Origin of the sequence: Streptomyces sp. S.PNR 29 (assembly GCF_030386795.1) — a bacterium.
GTDB lineage: Bacteria > Actinomycetota > Actinomycetes > Streptomycetales > Streptomycetaceae > Streptomyces.
This window is the reverse complement of sequence record NZ_JANUQM010000010.1, coordinates 60,553-74,841: the sequence shown is the minus strand read 5'-3', so window position 1 is coordinate 74,841 and position 14,289 is coordinate 60,553. Positions and strand designations below refer to the sequence as shown.

Here is a 14,289-nt window from a genome sequence, read left to right as displayed (position 1 = left end):
TCGGTCAACTCCCGGAGGGCGAGCGTGGCGCGGGCACGGGTGCGGGCGGGTCGTCGGACGGGGACAACAGGGAGCCGGAGCGGGTGTTGACGCGTCTGAGCAGGAGGTATCCGATCACGACGAGGATCACGAAGGGAAGCCAGGCCAGCGCGTACGCCGTCCCGTAGGCGCCCAGGTCGAGGATGGAGCGCTTGTCGTCGACGTCGGTGCCGTTGACGCCGAAGAACGCCAGCAGCAGCGTCGGTGGCAGGGCGATCAGCGTGGCCGCCGCGACCAGGCCGGAGACGGTGCGGTCCCGGCGGTCGTCCCGCTCCGCGAGCTCGGCGTCCAGGGCGGCGGAGCGGGCGTTGATGACGGAGGTCAGGCGCTCCACCATGCGCGCGGAGTTCTCCAGGCAGTCGCGGATGCCGAGGGCGTCGCCGAGGGAGGTCTGGAAGCCCTCCATGAGCATCTCCGGGATGAGCAGGCTGTCGACGTAGGCCTCGACACCGAAGGCCAGGTCGAGCTGGAGCTCGTTCACGCCGGCGGAGAGCCGGGAGATGAGGGAGCGGATCTCGTACGGGGAGTCCGTCATCGCCTGCTCGTTGGCCTTCATCATCTCGAAGGCGGCGAGCCGGGTGCGCTGCAGCACGGACAGGGCGGAGATCATGCCGATGGCGACCAGGGCGAGGCCGTTCTCCACGTGCGGGGCCCAGCCCGCCTGGACGGAGACGCCGCGGCCGTGCGCGGACAGGGTCATGCCGTGGTTGCGCAGGTTCGGCGGGGTGTCTCCGCCGGAGGGCGCGGCAGGGTTTCCCGGCATCCTCCCGCGGTAGACGATCGCGTTCAGCAGGGTGTTCCGCCGGGTTTCGTGCGCGGCGTCACCGTCCAGCAGCTGCTGCCGTAACCGGCCGCCGGGGAAGACGAGTTGGTGGACGTTCTGGCCGAAGGTGAGCGGTTCCGGCAGGGTCAGTCGCTCGCTCAGCACGTCGAGCAGGGGTCGGTCGTCGAGTTCGATGCCTTCCCGGTCGAAGCAGGTGGCAGCCAGCCAGCCGGCGACGTCGTCGGCCGCGGTCTCGCCCGCGAAGCCGCAGTCCACGACGAGCGTGGCGTCACCGCGCGGGCTGGCGACGACCAGGATGCCGACGGACGCGAGGGTCAGGCCGTGGTCGCCGTGCGGAAGCCGCAGTCGCTCCGACGGCAGTCGGTCCGCGAGTACCGGGACGGGCAGCACCGGGTGACTGGTCTTCAGGTGCGGGGCGAAGCGGCCGAAGTCGAACCGGTCGACGAGGGCGCCCAGGGTGGAGCTGCCCGGACGTACCCGGCCCGACAGGCTGAACAGCAGCAGGATGCGGGTCTGTTCGCGGGTGGCGGTGTCGAGCACCGTCGTGCTGCTGGACGTGGTCGGCGGCATCGGGGTCCTTCCCGGACAGGGTGGGGCGGGCGTCCTGTTCATACCCCGGCGGCCGGGGTGCCCGAAACCGGCGTCGCGCAGGCCGCCCGGGGTCGGACGGCCTGCGCGAGGTGGTGGGCGACGGCTCGGGTCAGGCGAGCTTCGCCGACAGGGTGATGTTCACGGCCTTCAGGGCCTGGCTGACCGGGCAGTTGGCCTTGGCGTCCTCGGCGGCGGCGACGAACGCGTCGTTGTCGATGCCCGGGACCGTGCCCTCGACGGTGATGTGGATGCCCGTGATGCCCTCACCCGGCTGGAAGGTGACGTCGGCCGAGGTGACGAGCTTGGTGGGCGGGGTGCCGGCGCCGGCCAGACCGTGCGACAGCGCCATGGAGAAGCAGCTGGAGTGGGCGGCGGCGATCAGCTCTTCGGGGCTGGTCTTGCCGTTCGCCTGCTCGGCGCGCGACGGCCACGACACCGGCTGCTGGCCGATGCCGGAGGAGTCGAAGGTGACGACGCCGTTGCCCTCGAGCAGGTTGCCTTCCCAGACGGTGTGTGCGGAGCGCGTGGTTGCCACGACGGATCCTTTCGCATGCTTATCGTAAGGTCCCCTGATCCGGGTCCCTGGACCCCATCCGATCACACTCCGGCTCAACTCACCCGGAAGACCGGCCCCCGAGCGCTGAACGGCAGCCTCGCGCCCTGCGGGATCAGGTACGCGTGCTCGCGCCGCACCCGCAGTACGTCGCACCAGCCGTCCGTGATCACCAGGATCGGCGCGGTGCGCGGGAAGTCGTCCGCGCGGTGCAGCAGGTCGACGCCCGGCTGCAGGACCGTGCCGCCGCGCCCGTGCACCCGCACCCGGCCCGCGATCTCGGTGACCGGCACATAGCCTGCGTCGTGCGGCGCCGCGTCGCAGAACACGACGCGGGCGGCCGGTACGTCACGGGCCTCGGCGTAGGAGGCGATGGCGCCGAGCGCCTTGCCGAGCAGGGTCCGTTCCATGGAGCCGGAGGTGTCCAGGACGACGCCGAAGGTGCAGCGGGCGATCTCCTCGGGCGGGAGATGACGGCCCGCGCGCGGGATGTCCGGGGTGGCCGCCTGGCGGCGCGAGGGGCGGGCGTAGGACCGTAGGGGCTCGGGGCGGGGCACGAACTCGTCGAACCAGCGGGCGAGCCGCGCGTCCCAGGGCAGCGGAGGGTGGCTGAGCGCGCGGATCTCCTCGACCAGACCGCCGGGCAGGAACCCGCGCTCGTGCCGCTGGTGCAGGTCCAGGCCCTGGGCGAGCCCCCGGCGGTAGAACGCGTCGAGGTCGACGTAGTCCCGCGGCGAGCCGAGCGGGGCGCCGAGGATGTCGCCGACGCCCTTGCCGCGCAGGGTGGCCAGGCGCCGCATCCGCCGCAGATCGCCGGCGATCCGGTCGTACACCTCCTCGGCGGACAGGCCCGCGAGTTCCGGGTCGTGCAGCGCCCCCTCGGGCATGGTGCCGACCTGCATCTCCCTCAGCCAGCCGTTGATGACGTAGTCGCAGGCGATGTTGAACAGGTACGGGTCGCGGGTGCCGCAGCGGTCGCCGTGGCGCAGGGCGGCGTGCAGCATCTCGTGGGCCAGGACGAACCGCCACTCCTCGTCCTCGAACCGGCGCAGCGGGTTGACGTAGATCTCGCCGGCCTCGGCGTTCACCGCGGCGACGGCGATGCCGTGGGCGCGGGCGAGTTCGGCGTCGGCGACCAGCTCGATGCCGGCCGCGATGCCGCCGAGCAGGGGGTAGGAGGAGACGAACCAGCTGCGCGCCTGCTCCCAGGGGCGCAGGGTGGGTGCCTCGCTGTCGAGGGAGTCGCGACGGCCGCCCGCCATGTCCACGGCCGCGGACACGGTCCGGGTCAGGGCGGTGGCGAACGCCAGCTGCCAGTCCGGCGGGGGCCCGAACCGCCAGGTGTCCCACTCCATGAGCAGCTGGTCGGCCTGGGCACCCGCCGTGCCGCAGCGCTCGTACGCAGCCGGGATTCCGTCCCGCCGCCAGCGTGCGGCCAGCTGCTCCTCGTCGCCGTCGGGGTAGGAGACGGGCAGCTCGTCGGGGGCCCGGCCGACCGGGAAGCCGAGCAGGAAGCGGTTGACGACGACGCAGCGGGCCACGACGTCACAGCGGTCGGGCTGCTCGCGGACGCCCTTGGCCGCCGGGACATGGCCGAAGCCGAGGTGGAGCACGGCGTGCGCGAGGGCCCAGGCCCAGACCGCCGGGTCGGCCATCCGGGCCGGGTGCGCGTGCAGGACACCGGCGGAGTCGACGCGCACCAGGCCTTCGCGGGGCGCGACCTCGCACTTCTCCTCGCGGCAGACGGTGAATTCCACAGTGGAGAGCGCCGGGTTGGTCCGCACCAGCCGCAGTCCCTCGTGGAAGGCCTCCGCCGCGAGGTCCCGTTTCTTCTGCCCCTTCGACCGCGCCCCCCGGCTCACCGGCGGGCCTCCACCAGCCGCGGCATGTCCCGCGCCGCCTCCACCAGGAACCAGGCGGGCAGGACGGGGTTGCCGTCGGCGTCGGAGGCGATGACGGACTGGGCGACCTCGACGGAGATCTCGGCGAGCTGCACGAGCAGCGACTTGGCGCGGTACGCCGTCTGCCGTCCGTTCGCCGACATGTGCTCCCTGCTGGCGGGCAGTTCCTTGACGAGCCGCCCGCGGAAGGAGTCCGCGAGGTAGTAGAGCAGGTCGCGGTCCTCGACGCGGTGCGGCCAGCGGGCGTCGCCCTTGATGATCGCCTCGATGCCGAACCGGCTGCGCACGATCTTGACGTAGCCGCAGAAGGCGGTCGCGTGGGCGGGCGTCAGCGTGCCGTGCGCGAGGACCTTCAGGGTCTCCTCGTCGACGCCCTGGCCGAAGGAGTGCAGCGCGTCGGAGAGCATGTGCCAGGAGCGGGGCGTGGAGAACGGCTCCTCGGTCTTCGGCGGCTTGGACCACAGGTGGTCGGGCCGGTCGGTGAGGTGGTCCACGATCCACGGGTGGATGCCGTGGGCCGCGGCCCAGGCCAGCCAGTCCTCGGCGGAGGCCTCCAGGTGCACATGGGTGAGGCGGTTGACGAGCGCGGAGGCGATCGGGCGGGCGAGCGCGTTGTCGGTGGCGCGGTTGCCGGCGCCGACGACGATCGAGCCCTTCGGCAGCTCGTAGTTCCCGATACGGCGGTCCAGGATCAGCGAGTAGAACGCCTTCTGCACGTCCGGCGTGGCCGCGTTGAGCTCGTCCAGGAACAGGCAGTACGGCTCGTCGCGGGCGATCACCTCCGGCGGGCAGAACACGGACCGTCCGTCGCGGATCTGCGGGACGCCGATCAGGTCCTCGGGCGCGAGCTGGGTGCCGAGCAGGCTCACACACTCCAGGCCCAGCGACTCGGCGAACTCCCGCACCAGGGAGGACTTTCCGATGCCGGGCGCGCCCCAGAGGAAGACCGGCCGCACGGTCGCGAGACCGAGCAGCAGCTCGGGGAGGCGGGCGGGAGTGACGGTGACGGCTGCCTGCACGCAGGGGCTCCTGGGAAGGTACGGGGATGCGGGAATCGGAGCGCACAGGTGTGCGAGGTCCGACTGGGACAGTGTGCGGGCGGAGATCGGCGGACGCAGCCGATTTTCCCCGCCTACGCGGCCCGTTCCTCGCGCGCCTCCAGCGGCAGCTGAGGGCCGTCCGACTCGCCCAGCCAGCGGCGCAGGACGCGGTGGACCTGCTCGGCACCGACGAGTTCCTCCCCGTCGTCCACCGGCGCGGTGAAGACGACCGGCGACAGCAGGAAGGGCTTCGCCTGGGCGCCGCCGAGTCCGCCGTGGGAGCCGATCTGCTCCTCGAAGGCGAGGACCTCGCCGTCGGCCGGGTCGTGGAAGGAGTTGACCATGATGTCGGCGGTGTGCTCGAAGGTGTGCGTACGGCGGACCGCGTCGGCGGCACCGGACCCGAAGGCCGCGAGCGGGCCCGGGTCCTCGTCGAGCCGGTCCAGCGGGATCTCCGCGCCGCGCGCGCCGAGCACCACCCCGCCGTGCTTCTCGCTGCGGACCAGCAGGAACCCGATGCCGGGGTGGTTGGCGAGGGTCGTCAGCAGTGCGGGGTGGCGGGCGTCGATCTCCTCCTTGCTCATCCGGTGCGGGACGTCCGGGAAGGACACGAGGCCGAGGTTGCCGGAGGCCAGCACGATCGGCTCCGAGCGGCGCGGCGGGCGGTGCAGCTCGCCGCCCTCCTCGACGGGGATGCGCAGCGCCGCCCGTACGGCCGCGCGGGCCTCGGCGCCGCTGCGGGTGCGCTGCGCCCGGCGCGGCACGGGCAGCCCGCAGCCGGCCCGCACCAGGTCGCCGAGCGTGAGGCCGTAGCGGGCGCGGAAGGTCTCGCCGGGACTCTGGCCGTGGTCGGAGAGCACGACGATCCGGTACGGGCGGGGGGCGTGCTCGATGACGTTCTCGATCAGGGCGAGCGAGCGGTCGAGGCGCTGGAGAACCTTCTCGGCGTCGCGGCTGAACGGCCCGGAGTGGTGCGCCACCTCGTCGTACGCCACCAGGTCCGCGTAGACGGCGGTGCGTCCGGCGAGCAGGTCGCCCATCACCGCGGCGACGACGACGTCCCGTTCGACGACGGTCGCGAAGGCGCGGACGAAGGGGTAGAGGCCGCCGCGGGAGACCCGCGGGCGGGTCTTGGCGATGCGGGCCCGCGTGGACTGGCCGATCTCACGGGCGGCTTCGGCGACGAAGGACAGGGCGGTGCGGACGGCGTTGGCCGGGTCGGAGAAGTAGGCGAAGTAGCCCGCGCGGGAGCGGTTCTCCTTGCTGCGGCGGCGGGTGGCGATGGACAGCACGAGCGCCTGCTCGTCGGCGCCGCCGCTGAACAGGTTCCCGCGGCTGGCGCCGTCGACGGCGAGCAGCCCGTCGTCGCCGGTGCGTGCCATGGCCCGGCGCTGGAGTTCGGCGGCGCTGGTCGGGCGGTTGCAGACCATCACCTCCCGGCTGTCCTTCTCGTACCAGCGGAAGGCCGGAATGTCGTCGTTGCAGCCGTGCAGGATGCCGAGCTGGCTCGCGCCGGTCTGACTGGACCAGTCGGTGCGCCAGGGGGTGAGCCGGTGGGTGGGGGGCCGGCCGTCGCCGCCGTCCAGCCAGCGGGTGACGGTGGGCATCAGGCCCTTGCCGACGGCGTCCAGGAGGACGTCGTGACCGACGCCGTCGAGTTGCAGGAAGAGGGTTCCGGGGGTGGAGGGGCCGGGCGGCTGGGTTCTGCGGCGGCGGTCGGCGAGGCGGTAGAGCCGCCGCCGGTAGGTGTCGTCGTCGCGCACGGCGAGGGCGGCGCCCGTGGCGGAGGCGACGGCGGACATCACGGCGGCCACCACGACGGCGGTCTCCGGGGCGGCGGCGCCGCGCTCGGCGGGGTTGAGCCACAGCGCGACCAGCAGCAGCGCGCCGTTGAGGAAGAACACCAGCAGCCCCAGCACGAGGGCGGGCACGAGCAGCAGGAGGCGGACGAGGAGCGGCCACACGAGGGCCGACAGCAGACCGAAGGCGCCCGCTCCGAAGGCCGCGGTGACGGCGATGTCGGTGGCGCTGTCGCCGTTCTCCGAGCGGAGCCGGAAGTCCGGCAGGACACCGGCGAGCACGAGCATGGTGACCGTGGAGACGGCCCACACGGCGATACTGCGCCCGATCTGACTGGCGATACGCCGCCAACGCCCACCGCCCACGGCCAGCACACCTCACGTCCCGGCCCGTCGTCGGCGCGGGCCCCGTACTCACCTTGTCACAACGGCCGGTGGCACCTGTTTGTCCCGCGGGGTCCTGCCGGTGCGGTCATCGCCCGTCGTAGCCGGCCGTCGGCATCGACAGCCGCCGGTGCACACATGCCTTCATCGCCGCGTCGTACGACGGCTCGGCATGTCCCACCGTCTCCACGCGTACCCCGCGCCGCGCGCACTCCGCGGTGAACTCCTCCACCGACGACAGCGCGCTCTCCAGGACGCGGCGGCTGGGGGCCACGAACAGGTCGAGGCCGGGCCGGACGCCGTCCCACAGCGCGCTGTGGTCGGGCCTGAGTTTTCGGACCAGCAGCTCTCTGGTGACGACGTATCCGTGCTCGGCGGCCCACCGGGCACACATGGCGTGCTGGCTGCGGGAGTCCACCAGGAAGGGATCGGCGTCCAACTCCTCCAGCGGCGTCAGACTCGCGATCGCCGTGACCCGGACCGGCACCATGGCGTCCCCCTCACCTCCGGTTTCGCCGCCGACCCTACTCCTGCACGTAGGCTTCGGGGGAGTCGCGCGAAGGAGGCAAAGAGGTGCCGGTGGAGGTCACCTGGTGGGGTCACGCGACCTGCACGGTCCGGGATTCGGACGTACGCGTGCTCACCGACCCCCTGTTCGCACGCCGGCTCGCGCATCTGCGCCGCCGGCGCGGAGCGCTGCCGCCGCCCGGCGCCTGGCGCGCGGACGTGGCACTGGTGTCCCATCTGCACGCCGACCACCTGCACGTGCCGTCGCTGGCGCGGCTCGCACCCGGCACGCGCCTGCTCGTGCCCCGGGGCGCGCCCCGGGCGGTGCCGGGGCTGCGCCGGCTCTCCCACCTCCGGGTGAGCGAGGTGACGCCGGGGGACGTCACGCCGGTCGGTGACCTCGCCGTACGGGCCGTGCCCGCGCGGCACGACGGACGGCGGCTGCCGCTCGGGCCGCACCGCTCCCCCGCTCTCGGCTACGTCATCGAGGGCGAGGCCCGGACGTACTTCGCCGGGGACACCGGTCTGTTCGACTCGATGGCGAAGGAGGTCGGGCCGGTCGACGTGGCGCTGCTGCCGGTGGGCGGCTGGGGGCCGTACCTAGGCGAGGGACACCTGGACGCGGGGCGGGCTGCTCAGGCGCTGGAGCGGCTGGCGCCGCGCAGTGCGGTGCCGGTGCACTACGGCACGTACTGGCCGATCGGGATGGACGCCGTGCGCCCCCATGAGTTCCATGCGCCGGGCGACGAGTTCGTGCGCTTGGCGGCGCAGCGTGCGCCGGGGGTGGCGGTGCACCGGCTCGGGCACGGGGAGAGCGTGCGTCTGGGGGTCGCGCGGTGACCTGGCTCGCCGCCGTTCCGGCGGTCGTGCCGACGGCGTCCACACAGCAGGCGATCGGGTATCCCTCGCTGTTCCTGCTGGTGCTGATCGGCGCGCTGGTGCCGGTGGTGCCGACCGGTGCGCTGGTGAGTACCGCGTCCGTGGTCGCTGTTCACCAGACGGCGCCGTTCTCGCTGGCGCTGGTGTTCGTGACGGCGTCGCTGGCCGCGTTCCTCGGGGACGGGGCGCTGTACTGGCTGGGTCGGCGCGGTATGCGGTCGAAGAACGGTTCGCGGTGGCTGGAGGCGATCAGGGCGCGCGCTCCCGAGGACCGGCTCGCCCAGGCGCAGGAGAAGCTCGCCGAGCACGGTGTGGCGGTGCTGGTGCTGTCCCGGCTGGTGCCGGCGGGCCGTATCCCGGTGATGCTGGCCTGCCTGATGGCGAAGTGGCCGATGCGCCGTTTCTCCCGCGGCAATCTTCCGGCCTGTCTGGCCTGGGCGGTGACGTACCAGCTGATCGGGATCCTCGGCGGCTCTCTGTTCGACGAACCGTGGGAGGGTGTACTCGCGGCGATCGCACTGACCGTACTGGTCAGCGCGATGCCGAGCCTGTGGCGGAAGATACGGGGGGCTGCGAAGGCCTAGGACGGGGCGGGGGGAGCTCGCAGCGCTTTTACAGGTCAGGTCAGGATCCGGGAGCCGCCGATCGGCAGGTCCCACAGGTTTTCCCGGGGGAGGCCCGCTTTCTCCCAGGCGGCGCGTACGCGTGTGAGTGGTTCCAGGACCGGCTCGGCCGAGAGGACGAACGTGCCCCAGTGCATCGGTGCCATCCGGCGGGCGCCGAGGTCCTGGCTGGCCTGGACCGCTTCCTCGGGGTCGCAGTGGACGTCGCTGAGCCACCAGCGGGGATCGTAGGCGCCGATGGGGAGCAGGGCGAGGTCGATGCCCGGGTAGCGGCGGCCGATGCGGGAGAACCAGTGGCCGTAGCCGGTGTCGCCGGCGAAGTAGACGCGCTGTCCGTCGGGGGCGGTGAGGACCCACCCGCCCCACAGGGTGCGGCAGGTGTCGGTGAGGCTGCGCTTGGACCAGTGGTGGGCCGGGACGAAGTCGAAGCGGACCCCGCCGAGTTCGGCCGCCTCCCACCAGTCCAGCTCGGTGACGCAGGTGAACCGGCGGCGGTGGAACCAGCGTCCGAGCCCGGCGGGCACGAACACCGGGGTGTCGCGTGGGAGTCGGCGCAGCGTGGGGGCGTCCAGGTGGTCGTAGTGGTTGTGGCTGATGACCACCGCGTCGACGCGCGGCAGGGCGTCCCAGGCGACGCCGACGGGGGTGATGCGGGCCGGGGTGCCGAGGATGCGGCGGGACCAGACCGGGTCGGTGAGGACGGTGAGCCCGCCGATCCGCACGACCCAACTGGCGTGCCCGGCCCAGGTGACGGCGATGGTGCGGGCGTCCACGCGGGGCAGCGGGCCCGGCTCGTAGGGCAGCCGGGGGATGTCGGCCAGGCCCTCCGGGCCGGGGCGTACGGCGCCCTCGCGGGCGAACCGGGCGAAGGCCTTCAGGCCGGGCAGCGGGGCGGTCAGCCGGTCGTGGAAGGCTCTGGGCCAGACGCGGCGTTCGGCCAGCGGCCGGGGTTCGGCGAGCGGCGGGGACGGGGGTGCCAAGGGCGATGTGGCCGCCGGAGCGCCGGCTTCCTGGGTGGTCGTACTCGTGGTCGACTCGGGCTGCTGCGTCATCGAGGAGGCTCCCATCGCTGAGCGTCGCGGAGATCGTCGAAGACAGACCTCAGAAGGATCAACGCGCGTTGCACGTGTGGCAGTTCCAACGGAGCGGGTGACGTGAGGCATTCCGCGCGTTCCTCGTCCGTGGCGCCCAGCAGGGGGCCGGTGGACAGCCGGACGCGCAGAGCGCCGAGGTCGTCGCCGAAGCGGTGGCCGCCCGGCGCGGGCATGCCGAGCCGGGCGGTGAGGAAGTCCTCCAGTTCCTGGGCGTCGCCGACACCCTGCTCGGCGAGCGCGGCACGCAGGGGGGCCAGGTCGGCGTACAGGTGGCGCCCGGCCTGGGGCGGACAGGAGAGGGCTCCCCCGGCGACCACGGCGGCGTGCGCGGCGTCGGCCACGCGCGCGTGCAGGCGTACGGCGGCGGACAGGCGTGCGGTGACGGGCTCGGGCTCGTCCAGGGCGTATCGGGCCGCGGCGGCGACGGGGGTGGTGACGCGGGCGCCGAGTGCGGTGAGCACATCGAGCACGCGCGCGTGGAGTCCGTCTCCGGCGGCGGACGGCGGGAAGCGGGCCACCGCGGCCGGCCAGCCGGGCGGCAGCAGGGCTCCGGCCAGGTCGGTGACGACGGTGACCTGATCGGTGAGCATCTCGGCGGGGCTGAGCAGCACCGTGTCGTGCGGGTCGTGCAGGGTGTCGCGCCAGGTCTCGTCGCTGACCAGGTGGAGGCCTTCGCCCACGGCTGCCTCGACGGTCTCGTGCAGGAACTCGGGCGGTACGACGGTGGCGGTGGGGTCGTCGGCGACGGACAGCACGAGCAGCCGGGGGTCGCCGCCCTCGGCGCGGATCCGGCGCACGGTCTCCAGGAGAGCGTAAGGGTCGGGGACCCCGCCGCATTCGGCCGGCGTGGCGACGTGGAAGGCGGGTCTTCCCAGCAGGCGGGCGTACGGTGCCCACCAGGCGGCGCAGGGACGTGGGACGAGGACGTCGCCGTCGATGGCGGCGGTCAGCGCGAGCAGCAGGGTGGGCGCGCCGGGGGCGGCGGCCACGCGGCCGGGGTCGGCGGGCAGACCGCGGCGGTCCCAGTAGCCGCAGGCCGCCTCCAGGAGCGGGCGGCCCCCACCGACCGGCTCGCTGTCGGCCCGGCCCGCGGCCGCCGCGAGTATGCCGGACAGTTCGGGCAGCACGGGGAGCCCGTCGCCGGGGAGCTCGGGCCCGTAGCGGACGGGGCCGTGGCCTTCCGGGTCCGTCCGCGGCATGTGTACCTCCGTATGGTGTCCTCCGGCTCTGAGTACCCACGGGGTCGGCTGGCCATGAGCGCCGGGCGGGGTTGCGGGAGTCACAGCGGGGGTCTGCGTAAGGGTGGGGGCCCGGGGTACTGGTGTGCGTTCGTGGTGGGGTGCCCGCCCGAGTGGTCAGCCGTGGCCGCCCGTCTCCCTCCGAAGCAGCCGGTGTACGGCGGCTCCGAGCGCGGCGGCGATCAGCAGCCCGCCGGCGACCAGGGCGGGCACGGAGTCGGTGAAGGCCCCGCCCGTCCCGGCCCGCACGCCGTGCGGGACCTCCTTGCCGCGGCAGGACGTGCCGTCGGGCTCGGGACACGACCCGTCCTTGCCCCCACCGCCGTGGGACACCGTGAACGTCGCGCTCCACGGCTTGCCCTCCCCGCCGGGCGCCGCCGGGCAGGTGCCGTCGACGGTCCACGTGGAGTCGGGTTCACCCTGGAAATCGTCGGCGGGGGCGATCCTGGCCGTGCCGCGGTAGGCGGGGCCGGACACCTTGTCGTCACCACCCTCGACCCGGCGCAGCGGGACGGTGCCCTCCTCGAAGGCCTGGGAGGTGGCGTCGATGCTCTCGGGGGCCGGGCCCCCGGTCGGATCACAGGAAACCGAGACGGTCACGCTACCGCCGGGCGGAACGGTACCGGGGCTGACCTCCGCGGTGGATTCCCCGGGGGCGGCCGGGTCCCCCGGGTCGGCCAGGTCTTCCAGAGCGCCCGATTCCCGGGGGACTGCCGGGTCCTCGGGGGTCGCCGGGTCGTTGGGGGCCGCTGGGTCCTCTGGGGCCGCTGGGTCGTCTGGGGCCGCCGGGTCCTCGGGGATCGCCGGGTCCGCAGGAACGCCGGGGTCAGCAGCAACGCCAGGGTCAGCGGGAACGGCCGGATCCCCGGAGACAGCCGGGTCCGCGGGCACCGCGGGGTCCCTGGAGGCGGCGGGATCGCCGGATGCGGCCGGATCAGCGGGCACAGTCGGCTCCACAGGAGCCGCCGGCTCCGCAGCTACCGCCGAGTCCGCGGGCGCCGTCCGCTCCCGGGGCACCGCCCGATCCCCGGAGCCGGCCGGGTCCTCAGGCACCGCCGAGTCGGCAGACACGCTCCGGTCCTCGGCCGCCGCCCGGTCCCTGGAGACAGCCGAGCCCCGAGACACCGCCATCTGCGCAGCACCCACCTGCCCCGGGGGCACGCGCCGATCCCCGGACACGCGCCGACCCCCGGCCACCCCCCGCTCCCCCGAAACAGACGAGCCCCGAGACACCGCCACCTGCGCAGGACCCACCTGCCCCGCGGGCACAGCCAAGTCCGCAGACACACTCTGGCCTCCGAGCGCACTCCGGCCCTCAGGCACACTCCGTTCCCCGCTCCCCGCCGGCTCCCCCGAAACAGCCGAGCCCCGGCCCCCGGACAGGCCCCGGGCCCCGGACACACTCCGCTCCCCACCGACCGCCCGTCCCCCAGGCACACTCCGCTCCCCACCGACCGCCCGTCCCCCAGGCACACTCGGATCCCCGCCCACCGCCCGCTCCGCAGGCACCGCCCGCTTCCCGGAGACAGCCGAGCCGCCCCCGGCCACCACACGTCCCCCGGCAACCGCCGAAGCCACAGGCACCGCCGAATCCGCAGGCGCGAGCGGGTTCCGTGACTCGGTCGGCTCCGAGGAGACGGCCAAGGCGGGGATTCCCAGGGCGGCGCCGGAGAGGACGGCGACGGACAGGGCACGGGCGGTGCGGCGCATAGGGCGGGCTCCTTCGAGCGGCGGCTGGGGCACGGCGCTCGCGCCCCCTCAGCCATCACAGCCCGCCCGCACCCACACCGCGCGCGGCCGGACACCATTCGCGCGACAGGCGCCACCGACCGGGTGAACGAGGGCCCCGGCCCGGCACCACCGGCGCCGGGCCGGGGCCCGTCACTCACTCACCGGCGCCGGCACTGGCACCGGCACCGCAGGCAACTCAGGCCACTTCCCGCATCACCTGCTCCCGCACCCGGCTGCAGCACCGGCTGATCAGGCGGGAGACATGCATCTGGGAGATGCCGAGCTGTTCGGCGATGCGGCTCTGGGTCATGTCACCGAAGAACCGCATATAGAGGATGGCGCGTTCGCGCTCCGGCAGCGCGGCCAGGCGTTCCTTGACCGCCTCGCGGTCGACGACCGTGTCGAGGGCCGGGTCGGGCGCGCCGAGGGCGTCGCTGAGCGAGTAGCCGTCCTCGCTGCCGGGCAGCTCGGCGTCCAGGGAGAGCGCGGTGAAGCTCTCCAGGGCCTCCAGACCCACCTGGACGTCCTCCTCGCTCATGTTGGCGTGCTGGGCGATCTCGGCGACCGTGGGGCGGCGGCCCGAGATCGTCTGCGACAGGTCCTGGCAGGCGAAGCGGACACGGTTGCGCAGGTCCTGCACCCGGCGCGGCACGTGCAGGGTCCACATGTGGTCGCGGAAGTGGCGCTTGATCTCGCCGGTGATGGTCGGTACGGCGTAACTCTCGAAGGCGTTGCCGCGCTCGGGGTCGTACCGGTCGACGGCCTTGACCAGGCCGAGGGCCGCGACCTGGCGCAGGTCCTCGTAGCTCTCGCCGCGGCTGCGGAAGCGTCCCGCGAGCCGCTCGGCCATGGGCAGCCAGGCCTCGACGATCTCGTCGCGGAGCGTGTCCCGCTGCGGGCCCTGCGGCAGCGTGACAAGCGTGCGGAAGGCCTCCGCGGTGTCGGGGGCGTCGTCGTGGGGGTGGTGCCTCGCGCTGACTTGAGTCGGCATGGTGCGTCGCAACTCCCTTGGAGTGCGGGGCCCTGTCGTCACGCCTGTTCGGCGACGCGGCCGGGACACCTCCTGCTCGAAGAGCCCTCAGGCGCGCGCGCCGGGTGTCGCGGGGCGGGCGCCGATGCGACGACA

The 14,289-nt window shown here is 73.8% G+C and carries 12 protein-coding genes; 2 read left to right on the top strand and 10 right to left on the bottom strand.

Going from position 1 to position 14,289, the window contains the following annotated elements; translation table 11 throughout:
* Window positions 1–4 precede the first annotated feature (4 nt).
* The 6 genes from NW895_RS25830 to NW895_RS25805 all read right to left on the bottom strand — a co-directional run bounded on the left by NW895_RS25830 (window position 5) and on the right by NW895_RS25805 (window position 7,581).
* A complete protein-coding gene (locus tag NW895_RS25830) occupies window positions 5–1,393 on the bottom strand; it encodes a hypothetical protein (RefSeq protein ID WP_289938433.1) in 1,389 nt (462 codons plus the stop codon).
* Between the two features lie 130 nt (window positions 1,394–1,523).
* On the bottom strand, window positions 1,524–1,949 hold the full coding sequence (locus NW895_RS25825) for an OsmC family protein (RefSeq protein ID WP_289938432.1): 426 nt from the start codon (window positions 1,947–1,949) through the stop codon (window positions 1,524–1,526).
* A gap of 74 nt (window positions 1,950–2,023) precedes the next feature.
* On the bottom strand, window positions 2,024–3,829 hold the full coding sequence (locus tag NW895_RS25820) for a hypothetical protein (RefSeq protein ID WP_289938429.1): 1,806 nt from the start codon (window positions 3,827–3,829) through the stop codon (window positions 2,024–2,026).
* Window positions 3,826–4,887 carry a MoxR family ATPase gene (locus NW895_RS25815; RefSeq protein WP_289938427.1) on the bottom strand — a complete coding sequence of 354 codons (1,062 nt, stop codon included), beginning with the start codon at window positions 4,885–4,887 and terminating at the stop codon, window positions 3,826–3,828. The genes NW895_RS25820 and NW895_RS25815 overlap by 4 nt, the downstream gene beginning before the upstream one ends.
* 113 nt (window positions 4,888–5,000) lie before the next feature.
* Window positions 5,001–7,073, bottom strand: coding sequence for a phage holin family protein (locus NW895_RS25810; protein WP_289938426.1), 2,073 nt, complete (start codon window positions 7,071–7,073; stop codon window positions 5,001–5,003).
* Between the two features lie 106 nt (window positions 7,074–7,179).
* The gene (locus NW895_RS25805) at window positions 7,180–7,581 is read right to left on the bottom strand and encodes a hypothetical protein (protein ID WP_289938425.1); all 402 of its coding nucleotides are present in this window, start codon (window positions 7,579–7,581) and stop codon (window positions 7,180–7,182) included.
* A gap of 83 nt (window positions 7,582–7,664) precedes the next feature.
* Here NW895_RS25805 and NW895_RS25800 point away from each other — a divergent pair, with 83 nt between their 5' ends.
* Together NW895_RS25800 and NW895_RS25795 are read left to right on the top strand one after the other, a co-directional pair.
* The gene (locus NW895_RS25800; protein WP_289938424.1) at window positions 7,665–8,438 is read left to right on the top strand and encodes an MBL fold metallo-hydrolase; all 774 of its coding nucleotides are present in this window, start codon (window positions 7,665–7,667) and stop codon (window positions 8,436–8,438) included.
* On the top strand, window positions 8,435–9,061 hold the full coding sequence (locus NW895_RS25795) for a VTT domain-containing protein (protein WP_289938422.1): 627 nt from the start codon (window positions 8,435–8,437) through the stop codon (window positions 9,059–9,061). The genes NW895_RS25800 and NW895_RS25795 overlap by 4 nt, the downstream gene beginning before the upstream one ends.
* Before the next feature lie 35 nt (window positions 9,062–9,096).
* Here the strand turns inward: NW895_RS25795 and NW895_RS25790 are convergent, their stop codons facing one another.
* The 4 genes from NW895_RS25790 to NW895_RS25775 form a co-directional block, all read right to left on the bottom strand.
* Window positions 9,097–10,152, bottom strand: coding sequence for an MBL fold metallo-hydrolase (locus NW895_RS25790; protein WP_289938421.1), 1,056 nt, complete (start codon window positions 10,150–10,152; stop codon window positions 9,097–9,099).
* Window positions 10,149–11,393, bottom strand: coding sequence for an aminotransferase class I/II-fold pyridoxal phosphate-dependent enzyme (locus NW895_RS25785; protein ID WP_289938419.1), 1,245 nt, complete (start codon window positions 11,391–11,393; stop codon window positions 10,149–10,151). Before NW895_RS25785 ends, NW895_RS25790 begins: the two co-directional genes overlap by 4 nt.
* Before the next feature lie 156 nt (window positions 11,394–11,549).
* Window positions 11,550–12,122 (bottom strand): hypothetical protein, encoded by a 573-nt coding sequence (locus NW895_RS25780; RefSeq protein WP_289938733.1) that lies wholly within the window; start codon window positions 12,120–12,122, stop codon window positions 11,550–11,552.
* Window positions 12,123–13,359: 1,237 nt separating this feature from the next.
* Window positions 13,360–14,154: an RNA polymerase sigma factor SigF gene (locus tag NW895_RS25775; protein ID WP_289938417.1), complete on the bottom strand. Its 795-nt coding sequence runs from the start codon at window positions 14,152–14,154 to the stop codon at window positions 13,360–13,362.
* Window positions 14,155–14,289 lie beyond the last annotated feature (135 nt).

What these genes read in the sequence shown, in the direction of transcription:
- NW895_RS25790 (WP_289938421.1), bottom strand. Translation starts at nt 10,152, where the DNA reads ATGACGCAGCAGCCCGAGTCGACCACGAGTACGACCACCCAGGAAGCC.
- NW895_RS25830 (WP_289938433.1), bottom strand. Translation starts at nt 1,393, where the DNA reads ATGCCGCCGACCACGTCCAGCAGCACGACGGTGCTCGACACCGCCACC.
- NW895_RS25785 (WP_289938419.1), bottom strand. Translation starts at nt 11,393, where the DNA reads ATGCCGCGGACGGACCCGGAAGGCCACGGCCCCGTCCGCTACGGGCCC.
- NW895_RS25775 (WP_289938417.1), bottom strand. Translation starts at nt 14,154, where the DNA reads ATGCCGACTCAAGTCAGCGCGAGGCACCACCCCCACGACGACGCCCCC.
- NW895_RS25805 (WP_289938425.1), bottom strand. Translation starts at nt 7,581, where the DNA reads ATGGTGCCGGTCCGGGTCACGGCGATCGCGAGTCTGACGCCGCTGGAG.